At 41.2% G+C, this 26,550-nt stretch carries 17 protein-coding genes, 28 tRNA genes, 3 rRNA genes and 1 other annotated feature; of the genes, 44 read left to right on the top strand and 4 right to left on the bottom strand.

The annotated features are described in order from the left end of the window. The first annotated feature begins 62 nt into the window (after positions 1-62). The 3 genes from dnaB (at position 63) to EJN90_RS06020 (ending at position 2,661) form a co-directional block, all read left to right on the top strand. Complete coding sequence (dnaB, locus tag EJN90_RS06030; RefSeq protein ID WP_126109444.1) at positions 63-1,430, top strand: replicative DNA helicase; 1,368 nt, start codon at positions 63-65, stop codon at positions 1,428-1,430. A gap of 141 nt (positions 1,431-1,571) precedes the next feature. Then, positions 1,572-1,644, top strand: a tRNA-Lys gene (locus tag EJN90_RS06025). 159 nt (positions 1,645-1,803) lie between these two features. Continuing rightward, positions 1,804-2,661 (top strand): ROK family protein, encoded by an 858-nt coding sequence (locus EJN90_RS06020; RefSeq protein ID WP_126109442.1) that lies wholly within the window; start codon positions 1,804-1,806, stop codon positions 2,659-2,661. A gap of 119 nt (positions 2,662-2,780) precedes the next feature. Here EJN90_RS06020 and manA read toward each other — a convergent pair whose 3' ends face one another. Further along, positions 2,781-3,740: a mannose-6-phosphate isomerase, class I gene (gene manA, locus EJN90_RS06015; RefSeq protein WP_126109440.1), complete on the bottom strand. Its 960-nt coding sequence runs from the start codon at positions 3,738-3,740 to the stop codon at positions 2,781-2,783. Between the two features lie 473 nt (positions 3,741-4,213). Between manA and EJN90_RS06010 the strand changes: the two genes are divergently transcribed. From EJN90_RS06010 to EJN90_RS05835, 36 genes are all read left to right on the top strand, one after another. Then, a 16S ribosomal RNA gene (locus tag EJN90_RS06010) occupies positions 4,214-5,767 on the top strand. Between the two features lie 211 nt (positions 5,768-5,978). Then, positions 5,979-8,896 (top strand): 23S ribosomal RNA (locus EJN90_RS06005). Positions 8,897-8,992: 96 nt separating this feature from the next. Next, a 5S ribosomal RNA gene (gene rrf / locus EJN90_RS06000) occupies positions 8,993-9,108 on the top strand. Together the 16S, 23S and 5S rRNA genes with 27 tRNA genes alongside form the textbook arrangement of a ribosomal RNA operon. 108 nt (positions 9,109-9,216) lie before the next feature. Next, a tRNA-Val gene (locus tag EJN90_RS05995) sits at positions 9,217-9,289 on the top strand. Between the two features lie 72 nt (positions 9,290-9,361). Then, positions 9,362-9,434, top strand: a tRNA-Lys gene (locus EJN90_RS05990). A 30-nt stretch (positions 9,435-9,464) separates the two neighbouring features. Continuing rightward, positions 9,465-9,546 (top strand) — tRNA-Leu (locus EJN90_RS05985). Between the two features lie 21 nt (positions 9,547-9,567). Beyond that, positions 9,568-9,640, top strand: a tRNA-Thr gene (locus EJN90_RS05980). A 7-nt stretch (positions 9,641-9,647) separates the two neighbouring features. After that, positions 9,648-9,719: transfer RNA gene (locus EJN90_RS05975), tRNA-Gly, on the top strand. Between the two features lie 40 nt (positions 9,720-9,759). After that, positions 9,760-9,845 (top strand) — tRNA-Leu (locus tag EJN90_RS05970). Positions 9,846-9,855: 10 nt separating this feature from the next. Next, positions 9,856-9,929 (top strand) — tRNA-Arg (locus EJN90_RS05965). 12 nt (positions 9,930-9,941) lie between these two features. Beyond that, positions 9,942-10,015 (top strand) — tRNA-Pro (locus EJN90_RS05960). 33 nt (positions 10,016-10,048) lie between these two features. Continuing rightward, positions 10,049-10,122: transfer RNA gene (locus EJN90_RS05955), tRNA-Met, on the top strand. Between the two features lie 44 nt (positions 10,123-10,166). Continuing rightward, positions 10,167-10,240: transfer RNA gene (locus EJN90_RS05950), tRNA-Ile, on the top strand. A gap of 41 nt (positions 10,241-10,281) precedes the next feature. Next, a tRNA-Ser gene (locus tag EJN90_RS05945) sits at positions 10,282-10,371 on the top strand. A 35-nt stretch (positions 10,372-10,406) separates the two neighbouring features. Beyond that, a tRNA-Glu gene (locus EJN90_RS05940) sits at positions 10,407-10,478 on the top strand. 54 nt (positions 10,479-10,532) lie between these two features. Further along, positions 10,533-10,622, top strand: a tRNA-Ser gene (locus EJN90_RS05935). Between the two features lie 30 nt (positions 10,623-10,652). Then, positions 10,653-10,725 (top strand) — tRNA-Met (locus EJN90_RS05930). A 91-nt stretch (positions 10,726-10,816) separates the two neighbouring features. Then, positions 10,817-10,892, top strand: a tRNA-Asp gene (locus tag EJN90_RS05925). A 1-nt stretch (position 10,893) separates the two neighbouring features. Further along, positions 10,894-10,964: transfer RNA gene (locus tag EJN90_RS05920), tRNA-Gly, on the top strand. Positions 10,965-10,976: 12 nt separating this feature from the next. Next, positions 10,977-11,050 (top strand) — tRNA-Ile (locus tag EJN90_RS05915). Between the two features lie 10 nt (positions 11,051-11,060). Further along, positions 11,061-11,132: transfer RNA gene (locus tag EJN90_RS05910), tRNA-Glu, on the top strand. 85 nt (positions 11,133-11,217) lie between these two features. Continuing rightward, a tRNA-Val gene (locus EJN90_RS05905) sits at positions 11,218-11,290 on the top strand. A gap of 2 nt (positions 11,291-11,292) precedes the next feature. Continuing rightward, positions 11,293-11,365: transfer RNA gene (locus EJN90_RS05900), tRNA-Asp, on the top strand. 44 nt (positions 11,366-11,409) lie between these two features. Next, a tRNA-Phe gene (locus EJN90_RS05895) sits at positions 11,410-11,482 on the top strand. A gap of 4 nt (positions 11,483-11,486) precedes the next feature. Next, positions 11,487-11,567 (top strand) — tRNA-Tyr (locus tag EJN90_RS05890). A gap of 14 nt (positions 11,568-11,581) precedes the next feature. Further along, positions 11,582-11,652 (top strand) — tRNA-Trp (locus EJN90_RS05885). Between the two features lie 12 nt (positions 11,653-11,664). Further along, positions 11,665-11,737: transfer RNA gene (locus EJN90_RS05880), tRNA-His, on the top strand. A gap of 10 nt (positions 11,738-11,747) precedes the next feature. Beyond that, positions 11,748-11,819 (top strand) — tRNA-Gln (locus EJN90_RS05875). A 6-nt stretch (positions 11,820-11,825) separates the two neighbouring features. Further along, positions 11,826-11,896: transfer RNA gene (locus EJN90_RS05870), tRNA-Cys, on the top strand. 39 nt (positions 11,897-11,935) lie between these two features. Further along, positions 11,936-12,019, top strand: a tRNA-Leu gene (locus EJN90_RS05865). 204 nt (positions 12,020-12,223) lie between these two features. Then, positions 12,224-12,454: a binding site (T-box leader), on the top strand. 75 nt (positions 12,455-12,529) lie between these two features. After that, positions 12,530-13,678: a 5-methyltetrahydropteroyltriglutamate--homocysteine S-methyltransferase gene (locus tag EJN90_RS05860; RefSeq protein WP_126109438.1), complete on the top strand. Its 1,149-nt coding sequence runs from the start codon at positions 12,530-12,532 to the stop codon at positions 13,676-13,678. A 9-nt stretch (positions 13,679-13,687) separates the two neighbouring features. Beyond that, on the top strand, positions 13,688-14,884 hold the full coding sequence (locus tag EJN90_RS05855) for a MalY/PatB family protein (protein WP_126109436.1): 1,197 nt from the start codon (positions 13,688-13,690) through the stop codon (positions 14,882-14,884). Next, positions 14,881-15,969 carry a PLP-dependent transferase gene (locus EJN90_RS05850; RefSeq protein WP_126109435.1) on the top strand — a complete coding sequence of 363 codons (1,089 nt, stop codon included), beginning with the start codon at positions 14,881-14,883 and terminating at the stop codon, positions 15,967-15,969. Before EJN90_RS05855 ends, EJN90_RS05850 begins: the two co-directional genes overlap by 4 nt. A 130-nt stretch (positions 15,970-16,099) precedes the next feature. Further along, positions 16,100-17,299 carry a glycoside hydrolase family 3 protein gene (locus EJN90_RS05845; protein ID WP_126109434.1) on the top strand — a complete coding sequence of 400 codons (1,200 nt, stop codon included), beginning with the start codon at positions 16,100-16,102 and terminating at the stop codon, positions 17,297-17,299. Between the two features lie 79 nt (positions 17,300-17,378). Then, positions 17,379-17,651: an ACT domain-containing protein gene (locus tag EJN90_RS05840; protein WP_227872595.1), complete on the top strand. Its 273-nt coding sequence runs from the start codon at positions 17,379-17,381 to the stop codon at positions 17,649-17,651. Positions 17,652-17,664: 13 nt separating this feature from the next. Then, positions 17,665-19,023: a PFL family protein gene (locus tag EJN90_RS05835; RefSeq protein WP_126109433.1), complete on the top strand. Its 1,359-nt coding sequence runs from the start codon at positions 17,665-17,667 to the stop codon at positions 19,021-19,023. Between the two features lie 102 nt (positions 19,024-19,125). On the opposite strand, the gene EJN90_RS05830 is transcribed toward EJN90_RS05835, so the two are convergent. Beyond that, on the bottom strand, positions 19,126-19,776 hold the full coding sequence (locus EJN90_RS05830; RefSeq protein WP_126109432.1) for a metal-dependent transcriptional regulator: 651 nt from the start codon (positions 19,774-19,776) through the stop codon (positions 19,126-19,128). 157 nt (positions 19,777-19,933) lie between these two features. Here EJN90_RS05830 and EJN90_RS05825 point away from each other — a divergent pair, with 157 nt between their 5' ends. The 4 genes from EJN90_RS05825 to EJN90_RS05810 are packed head-to-tail and all read left to right on the top strand — an operon-like array spanning position 19,934 to position 23,460. Then, positions 19,934-20,860, top strand: a complete 927-nt coding sequence (locus tag EJN90_RS05825; RefSeq protein WP_126109431.1) for a metal ABC transporter solute-binding protein, Zn/Mn family — start codon at positions 19,934-19,936, stop codon at positions 20,858-20,860. A gap of 29 nt (positions 20,861-20,889) precedes the next feature. Continuing rightward, the gene (locus tag EJN90_RS05820) at positions 20,890-21,657 is read left to right on the top strand and encodes a metal ABC transporter ATP-binding protein (protein WP_126109430.1); all 768 of its coding nucleotides are present in this window, start codon (positions 20,890-20,892) and stop codon (positions 21,655-21,657) included. Next, positions 21,638-22,576 carry a metal ABC transporter permease gene (locus EJN90_RS05815; RefSeq protein ID WP_126112322.1) on the top strand — a complete coding sequence of 313 codons (939 nt, stop codon included), beginning with the start codon at positions 21,638-21,640 and terminating at the stop codon, positions 22,574-22,576. The genes EJN90_RS05820 and EJN90_RS05815 overlap by 20 nt, the downstream gene beginning before the upstream one ends. Continuing rightward, a complete protein-coding gene (locus tag EJN90_RS05810; protein WP_126109428.1) occupies positions 22,573-23,460 on the top strand; it encodes a metal ABC transporter permease in 888 nt (295 codons plus the stop codon). The genes EJN90_RS05815 and EJN90_RS05810 overlap by 4 nt, the downstream gene beginning before the upstream one ends. Before the next feature lie 83 nt (positions 23,461-23,543). Here the strand turns inward: EJN90_RS05810 and EJN90_RS05805 are convergent, their stop codons facing one another. Together EJN90_RS05805 and EJN90_RS05800 are read right to left on the bottom strand one after the other, a co-directional pair. Continuing rightward, a complete protein-coding gene (locus EJN90_RS05805) occupies positions 23,544-24,335 on the bottom strand; it encodes an NRDE family protein (RefSeq protein WP_126109426.1) in 792 nt (263 codons plus the stop codon). Between the two features lie 73 nt (positions 24,336-24,408). After that, complete coding sequence (locus tag EJN90_RS05800; RefSeq protein ID WP_164544019.1) at positions 24,409-25,743, bottom strand: APC family permease; 1,335 nt, start codon at positions 25,741-25,743, stop codon at positions 24,409-24,411. Between the two features lie 158 nt (positions 25,744-25,901). On the opposite strand from EJN90_RS05800, the gene EJN90_RS05795 reads away from it, so the two are divergent. Beyond that, positions 25,902-26,504 (top strand): nitroreductase family protein, encoded by a 603-nt coding sequence (locus tag EJN90_RS05795; RefSeq protein WP_126109422.1) that lies wholly within the window; start codon positions 25,902-25,904, stop codon positions 26,502-26,504. Positions 26,505-26,550 lie beyond the last annotated feature (46 nt).

Genomic DNA, 26,550 nt, shown 5'->3' with positions numbered 1-26,550 from the left:
TACAATAAGATAGCAAGAGAGAGAGTTCTCTTTGAGTAATTAGTAGAAGGATGAAGATATATATGGAAGATATTTTCCAAAATCGAATACCTCCCCATAGTGTAGAAGCAGAGCAGTCTGTATTGGGTTCTATTTTTCTTGATCCAGAATCAGTTGTTACTGTACTTGAGTATTTAGTAGCTGTAGATTTTTACAAAAAAAGTCATCAGCTTATTTTTGATGTAGTTGTTCTATTATACAATCGCAATGAGCCAATTGATGTAGTAACTGTTACAAACGAACTTGAAAGCAAGGATCAGCTAGAAAATATCGGTGGTATGGAATATCTTGCAGAAATAGCAACATTCGTGCCTACTGCTGCTAACGTTGAATACTATGCAAAAATTGTAGAAGAAAAATCAATACTGAGAAATTTAATTCATTCGGCAACAGATATTGTAAAAAGTGGCTATGAAGAAGCAGACCAAGTTGCGGTAATATTAGATACTGCGGAACAAAGCATTTTACAAGTTTCGGAGAGAAGAAATCGATCTGGTTTTATTCGAATTTCTGACGTAGTTAATACTTCTCTTCAAAATATTGAAGCACTGTCTCAACAATCAGGTGATGTTACAGGTATTCCGACTGGATACATTGCATTAGATAAAATGACAGCTGGCTTGCAGAAAGAGGAGTTAATTATCCTTGCTGCACGTCCTGCGGTTGGGAAAACGGCGTTTGCTTTGAATATTGCTCAAAACGTTGCAACAAAAGCTGATGAAGTGGTAGCAATCTTTAGTTTGGAGATGGGAGCAGAATCATTAGTAAACCGGATGCTTTGTGCGGAAGGAAATATTGATGCAGGGCATTTACGTACTGGACAAATGTCAGAAGAAGAATGGTCGAATTTGATTATGGCAATGGCTACGTTAGGCCAATCAAAAATCTTTATTGACGATACTCCAGGTATTCGCATCGCCGAAATAAGAGCAAAGAGTCGTCGCCTATTACAAGAACAAGGGAAGCTGGGATTAATTGTAATTGATTATCTTCAGTTGATTGAAGGAAATAATCGTGAAAGCCGTCAGCAAGAAGTATCTGATATTTCACGTCAGTTGAAGAAATTAGCAAAAGAATTAAAAGTTCCTGTAATTGCACTTTCTCAGTTATCGCGTGGAGTAGAACAAAGACAAGATAAACGACCAGTGCTGAGTGATATTCGGGAATCGGGTTCGATTGAACAAGATGCGGATATCGTCGCTTTTCTTTATCGTGAAGATTATTATGAGCGAGAAGGGGCAGAAGAAAGTAGCGAGAGTGAATTTGAAAATAATATAGTGGAAGTAATTATTGAAAAAAACAGAAGTGGAGCACGCGGAACAGTTAAGTTATTGTTTAAAAAAGAATTTAATAAGTTCTCTTCTGTTTCCTATGTGCCAGAACCAATGTAAGTTGAGAGAAGTAGTTTTTATTATAATTAATAGAAGCTGCTTCTCTTTTATCTATTTAATGATAGAAAAAAAGAAAAAATCTAATAATAAATTCTTGCATTTTATTTCAATGAGGAGTAGAATTTATTTTGTTAGCCAAACGGGTTATTAGCTCAGTCGGTAGAGCAGCTGACTCTTAATCAGCGGGTCGTGGGTTCGATCCCCTCATAACCCATACATATAAGCCTTACTATAACAAAGAAAGAGTTTGTTATAGTAAGGCTTATTTATTTTAAAGGAAGTTGAGAACTTTAATCGAACATACTATAATGATATAAAAAAGTTTTAAATGTTAGAAGAAATAAAAATTATTTAGAAGAATAGGAGACTTAATTTGTTAGTAGGAGCAATCGAAGCAGGAGGCACAAAATTTGTTTGTGCAATAGGAAATGAAAAAAATGAGATAATCGAGCGCGTTTCTTTTCCAACAACAACTCCAGAAGAAACATTAAGAAGTGTTTTCAACTTTTTTGATCAATATAGTCTAGCAAGTATTGGAATTGGATCGTTTGGTCCGATTGATATCAATGAATCTTCTGATACATATGGTTATATCCTTTCTACTCCCAAAATACCTTGGAAAAATTTTAACTTTCTAGGAGCAATGAAGGAGAGATATTCTATTCCAATCGGGTGGACCACAGATGTGAATGCTGCTGCATTAGGAGAGTCAAAACTTGGAGCGGCAAAAGGACTTAAAAATACAATGTATATCACAATCGGAACAGGAATTGGTGCTGGAGCGATTGTTAATGGGGAATTATTAGCTGGAATTGGCCATCCTGAAATGGGCCATCTGTTAGTTCGCCCACATGATAAAGATGGATATGAAGGATTCTGTCCGTATCATGGAAACTGTTTAGAAGGAATGGCTGCCGGACCGTCCATAAATGGTCGTTTAGGGAGAGCTGGAAAAGATGTTGATGTAGATCATGAAGTATGGGGATTTATGTCCTATTATATTGGGCAAGCTCTAGTAGCTTATACAGTTATTCTTCGTCCTGAACGTATTGTATTAGGCGGAGGGGTCATGAACGCACCCGGTATGCTGGAAAAAGTAAAAAAACAATTCTCTTCCTTATTAGCAAATTATGTTCCTATTCCTGAATTAGATAATTACCTGGTAAAGCCAGGGTTAAGAGATAATGCAGGAATAACTGGTTCAATCATTTTAGCTAATGAAGTAAAATAAAAAAATATTTCATACTGAATCTGCCGATGTTTGGAATACTCGGTATGGATAGCAGAAAAAAATGCATAAAAGGTTACAAATAAAAAGAATCGAGAGGGAAAATCTCTCGATTCTTTTTATTAACTGTTTTTTGGACCAGGATTGGAAGCAATAATCTCTATATCTCCCTCTATTACCCATTTTGTGATAGGAGCAGGAAGAATGAGATGATCTCCTTTATTTAGGGGATATTTTATATTATCTACTATTAAGGATCCTTTTCCTTCTATAACACTCACTAATGTATAGGATGCCTTTTTTCCAAAATAGACTTCTGAATGAATATTCCAACGGTATACTGAAAAATAGTCACTTTCAATCAAAGTAGTTATTTCATTATCTGCTTGTACTTCAGTTTGAATAGATAGTTCAGGATCTCGATGAGGAATAGTAGTGACGTCTATTGATTGTTGAATGTGTAATTCACGGGAATTTCCTAGGTTATCCTTACGGTCATAATCATAAACGCGATAAGTTGTATTACTGCTTTGTTGTGTTTCAAGAATCATAATTCCTGCGCCTATTGCATGAATTGTCCCGCTCGGAACAAAGAAAAAGTCGCCAGCTTTTACCTTTACACGTCGCAATAAGTCATCCCATTGTCCGTTAGAAATCATTTTAGAAAATTCTTCTTTATTTTTTGCTGTATGTCCGTAGACAATCTCTGAATCCTCATCTGCGTCAATAACATACCAACATTCAGTTTTCCCAAGATCATTTTCATGTTTCAACCCATAAACATCATCAGGATGAACTTGAACCGATAAATCTTCTGTTGCATCGATTATTTTAGTTAATAAAGGAAAAACAGGAGAAGAAGGATTGCCAAACAATTGAGGTTCCTTTTCATAAAGTTTATTTAAAGGCATACCCGCATATGTACCTGAAGAAATGGTTCCTACTCCATCTAGATGTGCACTGATAGCCCAACACTCTCCAGTATGATCGCTAGGAATATCGTAGCCATAAATATCACGCAGCTTTGTTCCACCCCATATTTTTTCTTGTAATTTTGGTTTTACAAACAATGGTTCTTGCATATTTGCCCTCCTAGTATAAACTGAAATCGTTTTACGTATCTATTATAATCAAAAAGTCTAAGTTTAACAGCAAGAAGTAAAAATAGCCTCCGGAATTAATATAAACATATTTAGTTAATATGTTTATCCGTATATTTGTTGACGTTTTTCGAAAGAGGTGGTATTATATCCAGGTTGCTTCTTTTAGCAGCGGAAAAACAACTTTTTATTTTTTAAAAAACTTTTTTAAAAAGTGTTGACAAAAAATAAAACAGTTGGTATTATATAGAGGTTGTCACGAAGAAACATACACGTAACACGTGATAACAGATTTGACCTTTGAAAACTGAACAAAGAATGAACGAACCAAACGTGCAGGGCATCTTTTCGAAGATGCACACAATAAAGCCGGTACTTTGTACCGCAAACATTAAGTCAGCAAAAAAAGAGCTATTCAGCTTATCATGTCGGATTTCTGTACAAGAGTCCACATTTAACATGAGAGTTTGATCCTGGCTCAGGACGAACGCTGGCGGCGTGCCTAATACATGCAAGTCGTACGAACCGAAGGGGAGCTTGCTCCCTGGACGTTAGTGGCGAACGGGTGAGTAACACGTGGGTAACCTGCCCTTAAGCGGGGGATAACATCCGGAAACGGGTGCTAATACCGCATAGTTTCCCTCTCCACATGGAGGGGGAAGGAAAGACGGCCTTTGTGCTGTCGCTTAGGGATGGACCCGCGGCGTATTAGTTAGTTGGTAGGGTAACGGCCTACCAAGGCGATGATACGTAGCCGACCTGAGAGGGTGATCGGCCACATTGGGACTGAGACACGGCCCAAACTCCTACGGGAGGCAGCAGTAGGGAATCTTCCGCAATGGACGAAAGTCTGACGGAGCAACGCCGCGTGAGTGAAGAAGGTTTTCGGATCGTAAAACTCTGTTGTCGGAGAAGAACAAGCAGGAAAGGAACTGTTCCTGCCTTGACGGTACCCGACCAGAAAGCCACGGCTAACTACGTGCCAGCAGCCGCGGTAATACGTAGGTGGCAAGCGTTGTCCGGATTTATTGGGCGTAAAGCGAGCGCAGGCGGTTCCTTAAGTCTGATGTGAAAGCCCACGGCTCAACCGTGGAAGGTCATTGGAAACTGGGGAACTTGAATGCAGAAGAGGAGAGTGGAATTCCATGTGTAGCGGTGAAATGCGTAGATATATGGAGGAACACCAGTGGCGAAGGCGACTCTCTGGTCTGTAATTGACGCTGAGGCTCGAAAGCGTGGGGAGCAAACAGGATTAGATACCCTGGTAGTCCACGCCGTAAACGATGAGTGCTAAGTGTTGGAGGGTTTCCACCCTTCAGTGCTGCAGTTAACGCATTAAGCACTCCGCCTGGGGAGTACGGCCGCAAGGCTGAAACTCAAAGGAATTGACGGGGACCCGCACAAGCGGTGGAGCATGTGGTTTAATTCGAAGCAACGCGAAGAACCTTACCAGGTCTTGACATCCCTTGCCATTCCCAGAGATGGGAGGTTCCCTTCGGGGACAAGGTGACAGGTGGTGCATGGTTGTCGTCAGCTCGTGTCGTGAGATGTTGGGTTAAGTCCCGCAACGAGCGCAACCCTTATTGCTAGTTGCCAGCATTCAGTTGGGCACTCTAGTGAGACTGCCGGTGACAAACCGGAGGAAGGTGGGGATGACGTCAAATCATCATGCCCCTTATGACCTGGGCTACACACGTGCTACAATGGATGGTACAACGAGCAGCGAACCCGCGAGGGCAAGCGAATCTCTGAAAGCCATTCTCAGTTCGGATTGCAGGCTGCAACTCGCCTGCATGAAGCCGGAATCGCTAGTAATCGCGGATCAGCACGCCGCGGTGAATACGTTCCCGGGTCTTGTACACACCGCCCGTCACACCACGAGAGTTTGTAACACCCGAAGTCGGTGGGGTAACCCTTACGGGAGCCAGCCGCCTAAGGTGGGATAGATGATTGGGGTGAAGTCGTAACAAGGTAGCCGTATCGGAAGGTGCGGCTGGATCACCTCCTTTCTAAGGAATTTAACGGAACCTGCCGAAGTTCATCATTCTTGTTCAGTTTTGAGAGGTCAACTCTCAATGAATCTTTGTTCCTTGAAAACTGAATAGCATAACATGAAATACAAAGTAAGAAACCAAAACATTTTACCGCGTTACACGTTGGACGATTTTTTAACGAAAACGTTCGATAGTAAAGGCCAGCAATGGCCGAAGCTTGACCACAGGTTAAGTGAATAAGGGCGCACGGTGGATGCCTTGGCACTAGGAGCCGATGAAGGACGGGACGAACGCCGATATGCTCCGGGGAGCTGTAAGTAAGCATTGATCCGGAGATTTCCGAATGGGGCAACCCAATATCTTTGATAGGATATTACAAACACGTGAATACATAGCGTGTTTGAGGTAGACGCAGGGAACTGAAACATCTCATTACCTGCAGGAAGAGAAAGAAAAATCGATTCCCTGAGTAGCGGCGAGCGAAACGGGAAAAGCCCAAACCAGAGAGCTTGCTCTCTGGGGTTGTAGGACTGGGACGTGAGACTGCAATGGATAGCAGAAGCCGGCTGGAAAGCCGCGCAAGACAGGGTAACAGCCCCGTATGCGAAATCCAACGCAGCTCTACCAGGATCCTGAGTACGGCGGAACACGAGAAATTCCGTCGGAATCCGGGAGGACCATCTCCCAAGGCTAAATACTCCCTAGTGACCGATAGTGAACCAGTACCGTGAGGGAAAGGTGAAAAGCACCCCGGAAGGGGAGTGAAATAGTACCTGAAACCGTGTGCTTACAAGTAGTCAGAGCCCGTTAAGGGGTGATGGCGTACCTTTTGTAGAATGGACCGGCGAGTTACGATCCCATGCGAGGTTAAGCCGAAAAGGCGGAGCCGCAGCGAAAGCGAGTCTGAACAGGGCGAATGAGTATGTGGTCGTAGACCCGAAACCAGGTGACCTACCCATGTCCAGGTTGAAGGTGCGGTAATACGCACTGGAGGACCGAACCCACGTACGTTGAAAAGTGCGGGGATGAGGTGTGGGTAGCGGAGAAATTCCAATCGAACCTGGAGATAGCTGGTTCTCTCCGAAATAGCTTTAGGGCTAGCCTCGGATCAACGAATCGTGGAGGTAGAGCACTGTTTGGACTAGGGGCCCTTCTCGGGTTACCGAATTCAGATAAACTCCGAATGCCATGGATTCAAGTCCGGGAGTCAGACTGCGAGTGATAAGATCCGTAGTCGAAAGGGAAACAACCCAGCCCACCAGCTAAGGTCCCCAAGTATCTGTTAAGTGGAAAAGGATGTGGGGTTGCACAGACAACTAGGATGTTGGCTCAGAAGCAGCCATCATTTAAAGAGTGCGTAATAGCTCACTAGTCGAGTGACCCTGCGCCGAAAATTTACCGGGGCTAAACAGATCACCGAAGCTGTGGATGGAACCCATTGGGGTTCCGTGGTAGGAGAGCGTTCTAAGGGCAGAGAAGCCGGACCGTGAGGACCGGTGGAGCGCTTAGAAGTGAGAATGCCGGTATGAGTAGCGAAAGACGGGTGAGAATCCCGTCCACCGAATGACTAAGGTTTCCTGGGGAAGGCTCGTCCTCCCAGGGTTAGTCGGGACCTAAGCCGAGGCCGACAGGCGTAGGCGATGGACAACAGGTTGATATTCCTGTACCAGTTGTTTTTGTTTGAACGATGGAGGGACGCAGGAGGCTAAGGAAAGCGTGCGATTGGAAGAGCACGCCCAAGCAGTGAGTCCGGGGGAGAGTCAAATGCTTTCCCCCGCACGGATGAGCTGTGACGGGGAGGGAAATTGAGTACCGAAGTTCCCGATGCCACACTGCCAAGAAAAGCTTCTAGTTAGAAACCAACTGCCCGTACCGCAAACCGACACAGGTAGTCGAGGAGAGTATCCTAAGGTGAGCGAGCGAACTCTCGTTAAGGAACTCGGCAAAATGACCCCGTAACTTCGGGAGAAGGGGTGCTGACCGCAAGGTCAGCCGCAGTGAATAGGCCCAAGCGACTGTTTATCAAAAACACAGGTCTCTGCAAAATCGAAAGATGACGTATAGGGGCTGACGCCTGCCCGGTGCTGGAAGGTTAAGAGGAGAGGTTAGCCGCAAGGCGAAGCTTCGAATTGAAGCCCCAGTAAACGGCGGCCGTAACTATAACGGTCCTAAGGTAGCGAAATTCCTTGTCGGGTAAGTTCCGACCCGCACGAAAGGCGTAACGATTTGGGCACTGTCTCAACGAGAGACTCGGTGAAATTATAGTACCAGTGAAGATGCTGGTTACCCGCGACAGGACGGAAAGACCCCATGGAGCTTTACTGCAGGTTGATATTGATTGTTTCTGCCACATGTACAGGATAGGTAGGAGCCGTAGAAGTCGGGACGCTAGTCTCGATGGAGGCGCCATTGGGATACTACCCTTGTGGCAGGAACACTCTAACCCGCTGCCCTTATCGGGCAGGGAGACAGTGTCAGTCGGGCAGTTTGACTGGGGCGGTCGCCTCCTAAAATGTAACGGAGGCGCCCAAAGGTTCCCTCAGAATGGTTGGAAATCATTCGCAGAGTGCAAAGGCAGAAGGGAGCTTGACTGCGAGACAGACAAGTCGAGCAGGGACGAAAGTCGGGCTTAGTGATCCGGTGGTACCGCATGGAAGGGCCATCGCTCAACGGATAAAAGCTACCCTGGGGATAACAGGCTTATCTCCCCCAAGAGTTCACATCGACGGGGAGGTTTGGCACCTCGATGTCGGCTCGTCGCATCCTGGGGCTGTAGTCGGTCCCAAGGGTTGGGCTGTTCGCCCATTAAAGCGGCACGCGAGCTGGGTTCAGAACGTCGTGAGACAGTTCGGTCCCTATCCGTCGCGGGCGTTGGAAATTTGAGAGGAGCTGTCCTTAGTACGAGAGGACCGGGATGGACACACCGCTGGTGTACCAGTTGTTCTGCCAAGAGCATCGCTGGGTAGCTATGTGTGGAAGGGATAAACGCTGAAAGCATCTAAGCGTGAAGCCCCCCTCAAGATGAGATTTCCCATCATTTTAAATGAGTAAGACCCCTGAGAGACGATCAGGTAGATAGGCTGGAAGTGGACGCGCAGCGATGTGTGGAGCGGACCAGTACTAATCGGTCGAGGACTTAACCAAGAAACAGACGGTAAGGCGGAAGAATGGTTTCTTTCCGGTAGATCATGTTGGCTATTCAGTTTTGAGGGAACGAAGTTCCTTTGAAAACAAGATATGTGCGGTGGCGATGGCAAGAAGGTCACACCTGTTCCCATCCCGAACACAGAAGTTAAGCTTCTTAGCGCCGATTGTAGTGAAGGGTTTCCCTTTGTGAGAGTAGGACGCTGCCGCGCAAAAATGTTTTTAAAATTATTTTACTATAGTTAAAGTTTTTACTTGCAGAGCAACTCAGAATATTGTATTATATTCAGGAACTCTTGTTTACATATTTTTTACATTATGGAGGTTTAGCTCAGCTGGGAGAGCGTCTGCCTTACAAGCAGGATGTCAGCGGTTCGATCCCGTTAACCTCCATTGTCATGCTTATTGTTGCGTTAGCAGCTTACGAACATGATGAACTTAGGAATAGCTTACAGTATTTCCTTTGAGTCATTAGCTCAGTTGGTAGAGCATCTGACTTTTAATCAGAGGGTCGCAGGTTCGAGCCCTGCATGACTCATTTCTTTTTATCATAAATATAAGAAGAAACGCGGGTGTGGCGGAATTGGCAGACGCACTAGATTTAGGATCTAGCGCCGCGAGGCGTGGGGGTTCAAGTCCCTTCACCCGCACTTGTTTTATAAAAAATATATGCCGGCTTAGCTCAGTTGGTAGAGCATCTGATTTGTAATCAGAGGGTCGAGGGTTCAAGTCCTTTAGCCGGCATCTGTTTGCGGAAGTAGTTCAGTGGTAGAACACCACCTTGCCAAGGTGGGGGTCGCGGGTTCGAACCCCGTCTTCCGCTTCATAAGGAAGTAAGAATCCTTATATTTTAATATTATACTGCCGGGGTGGCGGAATTGGCAGACGCACAGGACTTAAAATCCTGCGGTGAGTTTTCACCGTATCGGTTCGACCCCGATCCTCGGCATTTTTCTTATGCACCCATAGCTCAATTGGATAGAGTACCTGACTACGAATCAGGCGGTTGCAGGTTCGACTCCTGCTGGGTGCATTTTTATTAGTACGGGAAGTAGCTCAGCTTGGTAGAGCACTTGGTTTGGGACCAAGGGGTCGCAGGTTCGAATCCTGTCTTCCCGATTTAATAATAACTCAACATTATTATTGTTTTTTGGCGGTGTAGCTCAGCTGGCTAGAGCGTCCGGTTCATACCCGGGAGGTCGTGGGTTCAATCCCCTCCGCCGCTATTTTTACAAAATGGACGTTCAGAAAAGGTTACACTTAAGAGCCTGGACCTTTAGCTCAGTTGGTTAGAGCAGACGGCTCATAACCGTCCGGTCGCAGGTTCGAGTCCTGCAAGGTCCATTGCAGCATGAAATTGCAGCAAAGAAAATCAGTCTTTGATTGGGGAAGTACTCAAGTGGCTGAAGAGGCGCCCCTGCTAAGGGTGTAGGTCGTTTCATAGCGGCGCGAGGGTTCAAATCCCTCCTTCTCCGTTTTCTTTTATGAAATTATGATTGACATTTTTAAAGGCCCGTTGGTCAAGCGGTTAAGACACCGCCCTTTCACGGCGGTAACACGGGTTCGAATCCCGTACGGGTCATTATCATGATTGTTTATAACTATGATAAAGTATGCTATTTTAATTATTTACTTCGGAGGATTACCCAAGTCCGGCTTAAGGGAACGGTCTTGAAAACCGTCAGGCGTGTAAAAGCGTGCAAGGGTTCGAATCCCTTATCCTCCTTTGCCTTAATCGGCTTATCATTTTTATTATCGCGGGGTAGAGCAGTTGGCAGCTCGTCGGGCTCATAACCCGGAGGTCGCAGGTTCAAGTCCTGCCCCCGCAATTAGCATGATTGTTAGTTTGATAACTTACAATCATAGCATACTTGGATGTTAGTCCAAGGAATATTCTTAATAAATATTTTTACGCAAAGTGGTTCCGTGGTGTAGGGGTTAACATGCCTGCCTGTCACGCAGGAGATCGCGGGTTCAAATCCCGTCGGAACCGCCACGCGGGTGTAGTTTAGTGGTAAAACTACAGCCTTCCAAGCTGTTGTCGGGAGTTCGATTCTCCTCACCCGCTTTTAAATAGTAAGGGCCTATAGCTCAGCTGGTTAGAGCGCACGCCTGATAAGCGTGAGGTCGATGGTTCGAGTCCATTTAGGCCCATTATTTTTTAGGCCCGTTGGTCAAGCGGTTAAGACACCGCCCTTTCACGGCGGTAACACGGGTTCGAGTCCCGTACGGGTCATTACCATAAAGTTATCGTTTTAACGATGCAAAAGTATGGTATACTTAGACATAAGTCTATCGTGTTTCTTTTTTTAATATTTATTGGAGGTTTAGCTCAGCTGGGAGAGCGTCTGCCTTACAAGCAGGATGTCAGCGGTTCGATCCCGTTAACCTCCATTGGTTCCGTGGTGTAGGGGTTAACATGCCTGCCTGTCACGCAGGAGATCGCGGGTTCAAATCCCGTCGGAACCGTTTATTTTAATTGAGTGAAAGCTCAGAGTAAACCTTATATTTTTGGCTTGGTAGCTCAGTTGGTAGAGCACTTGATTGAAGCTCAAGGTGTCGGCGGTTCGATTCCGTCCCAAGCCACCTTGGAGGGGTAGCGAAGTGGCTAAACGCGGCGGACTGTAAATCCGCTCCTTCGGGTTCGGCAGTTCGAATCTGCCCCCCTCCATTTTTTACGTCCTTAGGGGTATAGTTTAAAGGTAGAACAACGGTCTCCAAAACCGTTGGTGTGGGTTCAATTCCTGCTACCCCTGTTTTGGATTGTGGCGATTGTGGCGAAGTGGTTAACGCACCGGCTTGTGGCGCCGGCATTCGTGGGTTCGATTCCCATCAGTCGCCCTTTTTTTATTGGGGTATAGCCAAGCGGTAAGGCAACGGACTTTGACTCCGTCATTCGTTGGTTCGAATCCAGCTACCCCAGTATTTCGGCGGTATAGCCAAGTGGTAAGGCAGAGGTCTGCAAAACCTTCATCACCGGTTCAAATCCGGTTACCGCCTTTCCCAAAAGGGATGAAAAATTTGCATAAATAATATCTTGCCGGCGTGGCGGAATAGGCAGACGCGCTGGACTCAAAATCCAGTGCCCGCGAGGGCGTGCCGGTTCGACCCCGGCCGCCGGTATTATTAAAATGTTTTGAAAGGAGTTTACACACTGAATTCAGTGTGTAAACTCCTTTTTGTGTTTCTTCTTTTTTAAAAAACAGAAATGCTTGATATTATACTCTCCATTTGATTAAAGTATAAAATTAAAATTTGGTGGTTGACAATTATCGTTATTAACCATATAATTTCATTTATATCTAATTGAATTTTCATTTTAACAAAAATTAAACGTTGAAGAGAAGAGTAGCTTATAAAGTCAGGCAAGAGAACCCGGTTCGGTGAGAAAGGGTACTGAGTGAGTAGGTGAAGATGAGCTCTGAGTTTTCAAAAAGGTTCACGCCTTTTGAACGGTCGCAACCGTTATATTGCGCGATTTCAATAGGAATCGTTGAGATGTTATTCGCGAGAATAACATGAACTAGGGTGGTAACACGGAATTAATCCGTCCCTTTGTTGTACAAGTATGTATGACAGAGGGACGGTTTTTTTATTGAAAAAAATAACATTCATTAATTGGAGGAAATAAAAATGACAATACAAACATTTACAGAACGTAAAATCTCTCCGTTTCGCTATGATACAGTGGGAAGCTTCTTAAGACCAGAAGAATTGAAAGAAGCAAGAGTTAAATTCAATTCAGGCGAGATATCAGCGGAAGAATTAAAAGAGGTAGAAGATAAAGAAATTATTAAATTAATCAAAAAGCAGGAAGAAGCAGGATTGAAAGCCGTTAGTGACGGAGAATTTCGCCGCAGCTGGTGGCATTTAGACTTTTTCTGGGGATTACAAGGAGTAGAGTTTAAAATTCCAGCACAGGGTTATTTATTTCATGGTGAAGAGACCCGTCCAGGAACAGTAACGATAAGCGGAAAAATTAGTTGCGAGAATCATCCCTTTGTAGAGGATTACAAATTTGTTCGTGACCATGTGAGTAAGGGTATACAAGTAAAACAGACAATTCCCGCGCCTGCACAAATCTTGGTGGAATTATTCCGAGATGACAATTTAGAAGACGTTCGAAAATTCTACGCTACAAATGAAGAACTGATAGCAGACTTAGTTGCTGCATACAAACAAGTTATTTTAGATATTTACAACGAAGGAGCACGTTCAATTCAGTTAGACGACTGTACTTGGGGAATGTTAGTTGCACCACTTCCAGCAGGAATCCCAGTTCCAGAAGGACAAACAGAATTAGACGTTCGCATCGCTTCTAAGGAATTGTACTTATCCGTTAATAATGCAGTGATTGACGGGCTTCCAGATGACTTAATTGTGAATACACATGTTTGTCGTGGAAATTACCATTCTACATATGCTTCTGCTGGTCCATACGATTTTGTAGCGGATCCTTTGTTTAATAAAGAAAATGTACATGCTTATTATTTAGAGTATGATTCTGATCGTTCAGGTGGATTCGAACCATTAAAATTAGTCAGTCCAGATAAGTTGGTTGTATTAGGTTTGATTACCTCAAAAGATGGAGAACTCGAGGACCGTCAAACAATTATTAATCGTATTCATGAAGCAGCGCAATATATTGATTTAAATCAATTAGCGTTAAGTCCACAATGTGGCTTTGCTTCAACCGAAGAGGGAAATATTATTACTGAGGAACAACAATGGGCTAAAATTGCTCTAGTGAAATCAATCGCACAAGAAGTATGGGGAGAGTAGGTAGAGAATATGGCTATTGATGCATTTGTTGATCGCTATCAAAAAGAGCGTCGTAATACAGAATCTTTGAAATGGGACGCCTTAGAAGAACGATTTGAAGATGCTGATTTACTGCCGCTGTGGGTCGCAGATATGGAGTTTCAAACGCCAGAAACTGTGACAAATGCACTAATTAATCGAATCCAACATGGGGTTTTTGGTTACTCTCTAGATAATGCAGATTACTTTCGTTCTTTTTCAGCTTGGCAAGAAAAGCGTCATAATATTCATCTTCAAAAAGAGTGGCTTCGCTTCTCAACTGGCGTTGTACAATCCCTTTATCATTTAATCCAATGTTTTTCTGAAAAAGGCGACGGAGTGCTTATTCAACCGCCAGTATATTATCCATTCTTCCATGCTGTTAAAGATACGGAAAGAAAATTAGTCGTTTCTCCTTTAAAATCTGAAAATGGGCAGTATCGATTTGATTTAAAAGATTTTGAAGAAAAATTAAGAGTCGAAAAGCCAAAGTTGTTTATACTTTGTTCACCTCATAATCCAGTGGGAAGAATATGGGATGAGGATGAATTGTTGGAAGTTTTGTCACTTTGTAAAAAGCATGGTGTGTTAGTAATTGCCGATGAAATTCATCAGGATTTTGGAGTTGGAAACAAGAAGTTTGTATCGACCTTGAATATTGCTGATGGTAGTTTTCATGATTGTTTGATTCTTTGTAATGCACCATCTAAAACTTTTAACTTAGCAAGTTTATTACATTCACACATTATCATCCCTGATGATAAATTACGAAGACAGTTTGATCAGCGGATTATATTTTATCAACAAACGGAAAATAATTTGTTAGGTCAGCTGGCAGGTCAGACAGCCTATGAAACAGGAGAAGAATGGCTGGATGGTTTGTTAGGGGTCATTCGTTTAAATTATGAAATATTAATTAATCGTCTCAAGAAGTTTCCAGCCATTATAGTATCTCCATTAGAGGGAACCTATCTCGCTTGGATTGATTTAACGACGGTTATTCCTAGAAAAAAAATAAAAGAAATTGTACAAAAAAAGGCACAGCTAGCGGTTGACTATGGCGAATGGTTTTCTGAAGAATGTGAAGGTTTCATTCGGCTGAATTTGGCAACGACACCGACAATATTGAAACAAGCAGTCGATCAGTTGGTGGAGGCGTTAGAGAGTTATGAGGGGGAGTTTAATTGAGTAATTTTAATACTTTTTTGGCACAGATAGGAAATCATGAAGATCCAACGACAGGCGCTGTGAGTCCTCCTATTTATTTATCGTCTACCTTTGCTCATCCGGGATTAGGGCAGAGTACGGGCTATGATTATACGAGAACCAATAATCCGACGAGAGATATTTTAGAAAAAGGACTCTCTGTATTAGAGGGAGGGACACAGGCAGTTGCTACCAGTTCTGGCATGAGTGCGATTCAACTAGTCTTTCAATTATTTCCCGCAGGATCTGAGTTTTTAGTATCGAGGGATTTGTATGGCGGAAGTTTTCGTTATTTTAAAGAACTTGAAGATAAAAGGATTGCAAAATTTCATTATTTTACTAGCTTGGAAGATTTGAAAAATCTATTGACCTCAGAAATTGATGCTGTTTTTGTAGAAACTCCCACGAATCCATTAATGCAAGAAATTGATTTGGAAAAAGTGAGTGTACTCGCAAAGGAAGTAGATGCCATACTGATTGTTGACAACACTTTCTTAACTCCTTTGAGACAACGTCCACTTGAATTAGGCGCTCAAATCGTCGTTCATTCTGGAACAAAATATTTAACGGGACACAATGATGTACTTGCAGGAGTTGTTGTAACAAACGATGAAACGATTGGGGAAAAGTTACAGTGGCTCTCAAATACAACTGGACCTACTTTGTCAGCTTTTGATTGTTGGTTGTTCATTCGTAGTTTGAAAACTTTGCCTTTGCGGTTAGATCGTCAAGAGAGTAACGCGCAGAAGATTGTTGATGCATTAAAAAAACATCCACAAATAAAAGAAGTTCTGTATCCTGGAAAAGGTGCTATGATCAGCATTCGACTTCAGGAAGAAGAGCGAGTTGCTTCTGTTTTATCATCGATTAAGGTATTTACTTTTGCAGAAAGTCTTGGCGGTGTGGAAAGTTTGATTACTTATCCTACTACTCAGACACATGCAGATGTACCGAAAGAACTGAGAGAATCTTATGGATTAACAGAGGATTTATTGAGAATTTCGGTTGGGATTGAAGATGCAGATGATTTAGTGGAAGATTTAAAGCAAGCACTAGAAAGCAAGTAAAGAATACACCAGCGTCTCGAGAGATTCGTTGGTCTATTTTTTTGACTGATTTACTGGTGTTCTAAGTGAAAAAAAGTTATCGTAGTACTGTAAATAGATGTTGTCCTTACTATAATGAGGAGTGGTTTAAATGAAAAAGAACGATCATCGCAGTCAATATTTTCTTTTACTTATTCTTTTGCTATTTTTCTTAGCTGGTTGTCAAAGAGATGATTCTAGTAATGAACAAAGTAGTTCAACTATCTCATCGGTAGAAAGTTCGATTGAAGATGAATCATCAGAATCAGTTGAATCAAAAGAAACAACGGATCCTGAAAATAACAATGAGGACCGTGCTCAAGTGATTTTAGAAGACCTATCTCTTGAAGAGAAAGTCGGCCAAATGTTCTTAGCAAGGTTGCCGGATGAAGATGCTGATTACTTGGCACAACAATATCATTTAGGAGGTTATATTTGGTTCGCAAAGGACTTTAGTGAAAAGATACCAGAAACCGTTGCAGAAGAAATACAAGCAATACAGAATTCGATGCCAATCGATTTATTTATGGCGGTGGATGAAGAAGGCGGAGAAGTAACTCGAGTCAGTTCTTTTGAACAATATCGCTCTGAGCCGTTTCTTTCACCACAAGAAGCATTTGTATGGGATGGATGGGAAGAGATAAGAGCGCAGGAGCAAGAAAAAGCATTACTTTTGAAGGAACTGGGATTAAATATGAATTTAGCTCCAGTAGCAGATGTTCCTCTTGAAGAAACAGATTTTATTTATAGTCGTGCTTTTTCAATGGATCCCAATGAAGTGGCTGAATTTGTGAAAACAGCAGTCAAGCTGTCTCAAGATGAAAAAGTTGCCAGTGTAATCAAACACTTTCCTGGTTATGGAAATAACATGGATACCCATACAGGGATTGCTTATGACGAACGGGACTTTCAAACATTTATCGAACGGGACTTTTTACCATTTCAAGCTGGAATTGAGGCCGGCGCCTCAGCTGTATTAGTTGCGCATAATGTCATTACGAGTGTGGATGAAACCATGCCTGCGTCGCTTTCTCCTGAGGTCAATCAATTGTTGCGGGAAAATTTGTCATTCGATGGGATTGTTATGACGGATGATCTGATTATGGATGGTTTACGTTTGTTTGCGGAAACGGAAGAAGCTGCTGTATTAGCGGTTTTAGCTGGGAACGATATATTGATTAGTTCAGAGTTTCCTGCTCAAGTATCAGCGGTTATTTCTGCTGTTGAAGAAGGAAGAATAGCCGAAGAACAAATTAACGAAGCAGTATTGCGTATTTTGAAAATTAAATTACAATTAGAAATAATTGAATAGCTTTTGTGAAAAGGATATTTTGATGAGAAAGTCTGTGGTATAATGCATTCAATCTATTTATGTTGAAAAGCGAGGAGAAATGATGAAAGCAATTATTACGGTAACAGGTAAGGATCATAAAGGAATTGTAGCAAGTGTGAGTACGAAGTTGGCGGAAGTAGAAGTGAACATCTTGGATATTTCCCAAACTTTAATGGAAGAATACTTTACAATGATTTTGTTATGTGACTTTTCGGGTTCTTCTTTAACGATTCCAGAAGTACAGGAACAAATGAAAGCAGTAGAAGAAAGAGAGCAGCTTGTCATCCGCATTCAGTCTGAAGAGATTTTTAATGCGATGCATAGCTTGTAAAGTAGGTGGAAAAATGAATCGTCAAGAAAATATTTTAGAAACTATCCAAATGATTGCAGAAGATAAATTGGATATTCGTACGGTCACAATGGGGATCTCCCTTTTAGATTGTGCGGACTCTGATGGGGAAAAGGCAAGAGAAAAAATTTATAACAAAATAACCTCTTATGCAAGAGATTTAGTGGCTGTTGCAACTGAGATTGAACAGAACTTAGGTATTCCGATTATCAATAAACGAATTTCGGTTACACCAATTGCACTTGTGGCAGGAGCTTCACAGGACACTGATTATGTAGCTTTTGCGAAGACATTGGATAAAGCTGCAAAAGAAGTTGGTGTAGACTTCATTGGTGGATTTAGTGCACTCGTTGAAAAGGGATATACGAAGGGCGATCGTATCTTGATTGACTCCATCCCACAAGCACTGGCGGAGACATCGGTGGTTTGCTCTTCTGTGAATATTGGTTCTACAAAAGCAGGAATTAATATGGACGCTGTTGCAAAAATGGGTGAAGTGATTAAAGAAACGGCAGAACTAACAGCTGATGCCGATGGCTTAGGAGCTGCAAAATTAGTTGTATTCGCAAATGCGGTTGATGATAATCCCTTTATGGCAGGAGCTTTTCACGGTGTAGGAGAAGCTGATGTTGTTATCCACGTTGGCGTGAGTGGTCCAGGCGTGGTAAAACGCGCCTTAGAAAAAGTAAAAGGGGAGCCTTTTGACATTGTGGCTGAAACAATTAAAACAGCTGCTTTTAAAATCACCCGTATGGGACAGTTAGTTGGTACGTTGGCAGCTGAAAAACTGGGAGTTCCCTTTGGCATTGTTGACTTATCACTGGCTCCAACACCTGCGGTTGGCGACTCGGTTGCTTATATCTTACAGGAGATGGGCGTAGAACGTGTTGGAACTCATGGGACAACGGCTGCTCTTGCAGTATTGAATGATGCAGTGAAAAAAGGTGGATTAATGGCTTGTGGGCATGTAGGGGGATTATCTGGTTCCTTTATACCGGTCTCAGAAGATATTGGGATGATTGAAGCTGTTGAGCTAGGAGCGATTACAATCGACAAATTAGAGGCGATGACAGCGATTTGTTCGGTTGGACTGGATATGGTTGCTATCCCAGGAAAAACGACTGCAGCGACCCTTTCAGCGTTGATAGCTGATGAAGCAGCGATTGGAATCATGAACCACAAAACAACGGCCGTTCGTTTAATTCCTGTTCCAGGAATGGATGTAGGAGATGAAGTAGAATTCGGTGGTTTATTAGGAAGAGCGCCTATTTTGGGAGTAAGTGAGTTCTCTTCCTTTGATTTGATTGCAAGAGGCGGAAGAATACCAGCTCCACTACATTCATTTAAAAATTAGAGTGTGAGGAAAAGCGTTTAGAAGCGAACTGGTGGACCGGAAAAGCAAAAAAGGTACGAGGGAAAAATTTCCTCGTACCTTTTTTGGATAATAGAAAGATTCTTAATTCACATGTACTTTAATCTGTGAGGCTGTATTGGCGCTGATCCTTTTTTGATTACCTTCTTCATCTTCCAATAGTAAAGCCCCTTCGTATTCCTCTATTTCAACTAAGTAATATTTATCATGAAGTGTGATATTTTTTTGAAGTAAGTAATTTAAAAAAGCAGTATTGTCTGAAACTTCCGTGATAATAAAAGATTTTCCTGCTTCTAGCTCATTTAATGGTAAAGAAGTAGAACTTTCAACCTCGCCTTCTGCATTTGGAATGAATTCGCCATGGGGATCCATCGTAGGAAATCCTAAAAATTCATTTAATCGTTCAATTAAGAAATCAGAGGAAGCGTGCTCCAATAAATCAGCATCAGCATGAACTTGGTTCCAGTTATAACCAAGTTTCTCATATAGGAAAACTTCCCAAAGACGGTGTTTTCGAATCAGTTTATTTGTTTCTCTTCTGCCGGTTTCTGTAATCTTGATGCCTTTATAAGGAATGTAATTAATATATCCGTCATCCATTAATTTAAGGGCCATATCAGTCACAGCTGCAGAAGAGATTCTTAATTCTTTTGCTAAATCTTTGTTGTTTACACGACGTTCTCCACCACCAAGTTTAACAATTGCTTTCAAAAAATCCCCTTTGCTTGGAGTCATAATGCCATTCCTCTCATACGTGATCTATATCTATCAGTATACGTATTATTTTAAATTAGAGCAACGCAAAGATTTTATTCAATCAGAAAGGTTGACTTAATTATAAATTTAAGTATACTTAAATTTATAATTAAACAACTTCAGGAGTGAAAACAATATGAAAAAAATAATAGGATTACTACTAAGTCTGGCTTTCCTTTTAGCTGGATGTGGGAATGGAGCAACAGAAAGCACACAAGAAGATGGAAAGTTACAAGTAGTTGCTACGACAACAATGTTGACTGATTTATTGAAGGAAATCGGCGGAGACAAGCTTCAAGTAGAAGGATTGATGGGACCGGGTATTGATCCACATGGCTATCAAGCCTCTTCTTCAGATGTTACCACGTTAATGAATGCAGATATCGTTGCTTATAATGGTTTGCATTTGGAAGGTAAAATGGGAGACGTTTTTGAAAACTTAGTAAAACAAGATAAGACACTTTTTGTCTTGGAAGAAGCAATACCTGAATCAACTTTATTAGAATCAGAAGAAAACGGAGGAGCTGTAGACCCACATATTTGGTTCAGTGTAAATAATTGGAAGTTAGCCGCAGACTATATAACCACAGAATTAAGTAAAGTAGATGTCGAAAATGCGGAATTATATCAAGAAAATAACGAACGCTATCAAAAAGAATTGGATGAGTTGATCGTCTATATCGAAGGGCGTATCGAGGAACTTCCTGTTGAACAACGTTATTTAGTAACTGCTCATGATGCCTTTAGTTACTTTGGTAATTCTTTTGACTTTGAGGTAGTTGGTTTACAAGGGGTCAATACGCAAACAGAGGCTGGAACAGGAGATGTCAGCTCATTAGCAGGATTTATTGCAGAAAAGAAAATTAAAGCAATCTTTATCGAAAGTTCTGTACCGACAAAGACAATTGAATCTTTGCAAGAAGCTGTTCGAAGTAAAGGCTGGGAAGTTGAAATTGGCGGAGAACTATTTTCGGATGCGCTTGGAGATGAATCACAAGATGCAGAGACATATGTAAAAATGTATCACCAAAATATTGATACAATTGTGGATGCATTGAAATAAAGAATGTTGTGAAAGGAAGTTAGAACGAAGTGGAAAAAGTTATTGATTTAAATCACCTTACCGTTGCTTACGGTGCAAAGCCCGTTTTATGGAATATCTCTACATCCTTTAAGGAAGGAGCTATGACTGCGATAATTGGGCCCAATGGTGCTGGTAAATCAACAATGATGAAATCAATGTTGGATCTCATCAAACCTCTGAATGGAACCGTTGATTACTATTTAAATGGCAAAAAACATCTATACCATGATGTGAAGAAAAAGATTGCCTACGTACCACAAAATAATAGCGTAGATTGGGATTTTCCTGCTACTGTTTTAGATGTAGTTGTTATGGGCAGATATGGTCATTTAGGGTGGTTAAAACGTCCTCGTAAAAGTGATTATGATTTGGCCCGGACGATGTTAGCGAAAGTGGGCATACCTACTTTCGCTAACCGCCAAATTAGTCAGTTATCAGGTGGACAACGTCAGAGAGTCTTTTTAGCACGTGCTTTAGTACAAGAAGCAGATATTTATTTGATGGATGAACCATTTGCTGGAGTGGACAAAAAGACAGAAGGTATTATTATGGTCTTGCTAAAAGAATTACGAGAAGCTGGAAAATCAATTCTAGTCATCCATCATGATTTGCAAACTGTGGAAGAGTATTTTGATGAGGTAGTATTTGTAAACCGTGAAATTGTGGCAAATGGACCGGTTGAAGAGGTATTTACAGAGGAAAATATTGAGGAAACATATCGAGTAGATCATAACTTAGGAGAAGAAGGTGAAGAAGATGTGGGAATTGTTCAATAATCTCCTAACTGATTATACCTTCCAAACCGTTGCTCTTGGAACCGGCTTTCTAGGTCTGTTCAGCGGTGTGATTGGAACTCTTGCGACATTGAAACAAGAGAGCTTGCTTGGAGATGTACTGAGTCACTCAGCGCTTCCGGGTATTGGACTTGCATTTCTTTTCTTAGGTGAAAAGAATCTTGTTGTGATGTTAGTGGGCGCAGCCATCGCCGGCGGTTTTGCTACTCTATTGATTAACTGGATGAAAAATAAAAGTATTATTAAAGGCGATGGAGCTATGGCCCTAACGCTTTCCAGTTTTTTTGGTTTAGGTTTAGTAATCATGACTTACATACAAAAACGACCAAATGGAAATCAAGCGGGCTTAGGAAATTTTATATATGGGCAAGCTTCTTCTATGCTCGTGAAGGATGTCCGTCTTTCAGTCGTTTTAGGGAGTATTATGTTACTTTTGTTAATTATTTTTTGGAAAGAAATTAAGTTATTTATTTTTGATCCTGTTTTTGCTCATACAGTAGGATTTTCAAGTAGATTTTTAAATAGTTTGATTTCATTAATGATTGTTGTAACAGTTGTGATCGGATTAGAATCGGTAGGGGTTGTATTAATGAGTACCATGCTTATTGCTCCCTCAATCGCTGCACGTCAATGGTCAAATCGCATGCATATTGTAACAATCATTGCGGGAATATTTGGCTTTTTATCAGGGGTAATTGGTTCTTTCATTAGTTCTGTTGGAGTGAAGATACCAACAGGGCCAACAATCGTATTAACTGCAAGTTTATTTGTCTTGATTAGTATTTTATTTGCCCCACAACGAGGTTTGGTTGCACGTCAATTACGCCATCACAGAAATAAACAAGAACTTTTGAAAAAAGCAAAAGAGTTAGACGATGGGAAAGAAAGGGTGACAACATGAGTATGATGGGCGAAATTATGCTAGTTGCAATCGTTGTATCGATTGCTTGTTGTTTGCCTGGTGTGTTCTTAGTACTTAGAGGAATGACAATGATGTCGGATGCTATTACTCATTCGGTGTTATTAGGGATTGTCTTGAGCTTTTTTGTGACACAAGATCTCAGTTCCCCTTTGCTATTTCTTGGGGCCGGAATAATCGGAATATTGACTGTTTGGTTGACAGAAGCACTGCAACAAACACAATTAATGAAAAAAGATGCTGCGATTGGCCTTGTATATCCACTGTTCTTTAGTATTGCGATTATCTTGATCACTCGTTACGCAGGAAGTGTACATTTAGATGTCGATAGTGTCATGATGGGAGAAATTGGATTTACTCCTTTTACACGCTTTTCATTATTCGGAATGGACTTAGGGCCGCAAGCCCTATGGATTAATTTAGTCATTCTTGTTTTAAATGGATCATTGATCTATCTTTTCTTTAAAGAATTACAAGTTTCGACTTTCCATCCTGCTTATGCAGCTGCTTTAGGTTTCTCGCCAGCAATTTTACATTATGGGTTAATGACTTCTGTATCGATTACAGCGGTAGGAGCATATGATTCAGTAGGATCGATTTTGGTGGTTGGATTTATGGTAGGACCTGCTTTAACCGCCTATTTATACAGTAAGAACTTGAAGCAAATGATTGGAATAGCGATGATCGTTGCGACTTTTAATAGTATCGTAGGCGTTTATCTCGCCTTTCAATTCGATGTGGCAATTGCAGGGATGATTGCAGTTGTAACAGGGATAACGGTATTCCTCGCTTTTATTGGAACCTTGATAGGTCGCAGAACGAACAAAAAAAATTCGAGAAATGACTATATGTTAGAAACGAAATAAGAAAATATATTACCATGTAAAAAGGCAATCATTCCTTTAGAGGAACGGTTGCCTTTTTGTGTGTAGATTTTCTTCATCAACGATTATTCTCCAATTTTAAAATGAAACATTTGATCTGAAGATGTATCGTTTTTCTTGTACGTCCGTTCAAGAAAGGTTACTTGATCATCGTAATCGACTAGAAGGAGTGTGGTAGAGCGTGTCCCAAATCCTTCTGTCTTAATAAAAGGCGCTGAAGTTTTTCTTCTTAAATCAAGCGGAAGAGCAGCGGCATATTGCAATTCATCGTCTCTAGCTGGTATTTGATCCATCATCATTTCAAATAAAGATTCAATATAGTGATCTTCTCCCTTAAGAATACGGTCGATTTGTTTTTTTGTTTTTCTTACTTTTGGCCAAGGTGTATCAAGGCTAGCATTGCTGATACTATGCGTTCCTTTGTGTAGTTGCACAAAAGATTCTTCTTGCGAATTGAAGTGGTAGAGGGCATCTGCGTTTCCCAATAGAATATTAAAAGGCTGATAAGCATGTTTTTCTTTTATTAGTTCATGCAGGTAGATTTCAGGTTGTTTTTTTGATAAAAGGTAGTCGGTAATGATTTTACCACGAGATTTTTTAGGTGAATCAGCTGTATAAGTAATTTGTTCAACTTTATCGGTTCCCTCGTGGCAGTTAGTAATCGCAGCAATTCGCCCATCTTTTGTTATACCTAACCAAGTACCGTTTGCTTCTAAATCTTTGCCTGCTAATAGTTGAGGATGCTCCGACCAAAAAGAAGCCATTTCTGTAGGTCTTGCATAAGCTTCATCTCGATTAGCAGCCAGGATTAATTTATACTTTGGATGATTCGCGATACGAAATGTAATCAAACACATATCCAAACCCCTCTCTTTTTGCTTTGTAATAATCAGTATAACAGGATAAACAAAAAAGACCGAGATAAGAATCTCAGCCTTTTCGGTAATAGATATATCCGCTAATAAATATACACGCACAAACAATAAGGAAAATAGGTACAAAAGTAGGATTGGAAACAATTCCGCCAATAACGATAACAGCAGAACCAAGAATTCCTAGAATCGGGAAGAGCTTACCGAAAATCGGACTGCTAATTTTTCCTTCTTTGTTCATTTGTATAACCTTATAGTATAAGAATACATAGGTGATATAGCTAAAAACAATTGCAATTTCACTCACATCACCGCCTGAAAGAATCTCCGTTTTTTGAGTTAGATAGTGAACGCACATCCAAATCAATGAAATAATAATGGAAGTCAGTGCGGCATAAGGAGATAATTGTGTACGCAAATCGATTTTTTTAATTTTTGTACTATTGGGAATCATTTCTTTTTGAGCTAAAGATTGTGGTAAGCGCAAATTACCTAACACTAATCCATTTACTACTCCCAGTACTGCAATCAAGATAAAGAAAAGAATCAACTTACCGCCATATGTGCCAAACAACATCGTGCCAATGTCATAAATGGTTGAGTCTTGGTGTTGCAAGATATATTCCGGTCCTACCATCGCGACCATACCAAGAAAATAAGCAACATACACGCCTAATACGATTAAAGGCCCAATCGTCAGAGCAAGCGGCATGGTTCGTTTTGCGTTTTTAACTTCGTGGGTAATACTTGTCGATACAACCCAACCATCAAAGGAGAAGGCAATAGGGGCTAAAGCAGCCAACCAGCTCCAACCGACTTCTTGAACAGGAACAATTAATTCTTGTGTTGTTTCAGGATAAGGAGTATTCCAAAAAATGCCAATAATCCCGATTCCAATTAAAGGAATTAATTTCATGATGGTAGCTATATTTTGAAAAGAACCACCTAATTTGATCGAATAGTAATTTAAAATATGAAAGGATATTAAATACACCGTTCCAATTCCTACTTGGACTTCTAATGTACTGGGCAAGTTCAATAACATTGTCGTGTAAATACCTGCGACCCAGCTTACCACTACTGATATGGATGGATAATAGGCAAACATCTGGAACCAACCAAATGCAGAAGCTGCTTTTGGAGAAATAAATTCTTCAAAATAAGCAACAACTCCGCCAGAACGATCTGTTAATGCAGCTAATTGTGAGAGAGTGATACTGCCAAAAATAACGCAAAAAGCACCGATAAAGAATACAAGAACACTTAATCCGACATGTCCTCCCGTATAGCTTAGAATATCATCTGCTTTAAAGAAAATTCCTGATCCAATACAGATTCCAACAATCATTGAAATGGCTGTACTTAATCCATAGTGCTTTTTCTCTGTTTCCAAAAATATAAACTCCATTCATTTTGATGTTGTAACCGTCTTATTTTCCTTAATGATTGTACTATAAAAAAAAGATTTTTTGGGAAGTATTTTACTTTCTAAAAAGAAGTGTTATAATAAATATTGTTTGAATTAGAAATATCCACTTTGGAGGTAATATCATGCAAACAAATGTTATTGATTTATTAAAAAAACGTCGTTCCGTCTATAATATAGGGAAAAAAGTTGAAATTTCTGACGAAGATATTGCGACTCTTGTAAAAGAGGCAGTAAAAGAAAGCCCAACTTCTTTTAACTCACAAACTTCACGTGCAGTTATTTTATTTGGGGATGCACACCTAAAATTGTGGGAAATTACAGAAAATAAACTTCGCAATGAAGTTCCAGACGAAGAAGCTTTTAAAGCAACTCAAGCAAAATTAGATTCTTTCCGTGCAGGATATGGAACAGTTCTTTTCTTCGAAGATCAAGATGTTGTTCGTGGACTTCAAGAACAATTCGCTCTATATGCAGAAAACTTTCCAATCTGGTCTGAACAAAGCTCAGGAATCGCAAGCATGAGTGTATGGGCAGCATTTACTGATAACAATATTGGAGCAAGCCTCCAACACTACAATCCATTAATTGATGCCGATGTGCAAAAAGAATGGGACTTACCAGAAAGTTGGAAACTACGTGGCCAAATGCCATTTGGCTCAATTGAAGCAGTAGCCGGCGAAAAAGAATATATGGATGATGAAGAAAGATTCCGTGTATTTAAATAATCGAATGTAATGAATTCGATTAAGATATTTATATTCTAAAAAATTT

It is taken from the genome of Jeotgalibaca ciconiae (assembly GCF_003955755.1).
Taxonomy (GTDB): Bacteria; Bacillota; Bacilli; order Lactobacillales; family Aerococcaceae; genus Jeotgalibaca; species Jeotgalibaca ciconiae.
Note: the sequence above shows the minus strand (reverse complement) of the source record. Positions and strands in the feature narration are given on the sequence as shown.

Bases quoted from the DNA above. Each gene is read 5' to 3' on its own strand.
- dnaB (WP_126109444.1), top strand. From the start codon at position 63: ATGGAAGATATTTTCCAAAATCGAATACCTCCCCATAGTGTAGAAGCA.
- manA (WP_126109440.1), bottom strand. From the start codon at position 3,740: ATGCAAGAACCATTGTTTGTAAAACCAAAATTACAAGAAAAAATATGG.
- EJN90_RS05860 (WP_126109438.1), top strand. From the start codon at position 12,530: ATGACAATACAAACATTTACAGAACGTAAAATCTCTCCGTTTCGCTAT.
- EJN90_RS05855 (WP_126109436.1), top strand. From the start codon at position 13,688: ATGGCTATTGATGCATTTGTTGATCGCTATCAAAAAGAGCGTCGTAAT.
- EJN90_RS05845 (WP_126109434.1), top strand. From the start codon at position 16,100: ATGAAAAAGAACGATCATCGCAGTCAATATTTTCTTTTACTTATTCTT.
- EJN90_RS05840 (WP_227872595.1), top strand. From the start codon at position 17,379: ATGATGAAAGCAATTATTACGGTAACAGGTAAGGATCATAAAGGAATT.
- EJN90_RS05835 (WP_126109433.1), top strand. From the start codon at position 17,665: ATGAATCGTCAAGAAAATATTTTAGAAACTATCCAAATGATTGCAGAA.
- EJN90_RS05830 (WP_126109432.1), bottom strand. From the start codon at position 19,776: ATGACTCCAAGCAAAGGGGATTTTTTGAAAGCAATTGTTAAACTTGGT.
- EJN90_RS05825 (WP_126109431.1), top strand. From the start codon at position 19,934: ATGAAAAAAATAATAGGATTACTACTAAGTCTGGCTTTCCTTTTAGCT.
- EJN90_RS05815 (WP_126112322.1), top strand. From the start codon at position 21,638: ATGTGGGAATTGTTCAATAATCTCCTAACTGATTATACCTTCCAAACC.
- EJN90_RS05810 (WP_126109428.1), top strand. From the start codon at position 22,573: ATGAGTATGATGGGCGAAATTATGCTAGTTGCAATCGTTGTATCGATT.
- EJN90_RS05805 (WP_126109426.1), bottom strand. From the start codon at position 24,335: ATGTGTTTGATTACATTTCGTATCGCGAATCATCCAAAGTATAAATTA.
- EJN90_RS05795 (WP_126109422.1), top strand. From the start codon at position 25,902: ATGCAAACAAATGTTATTGATTTATTAAAAAAACGTCGTTCCGTCTAT.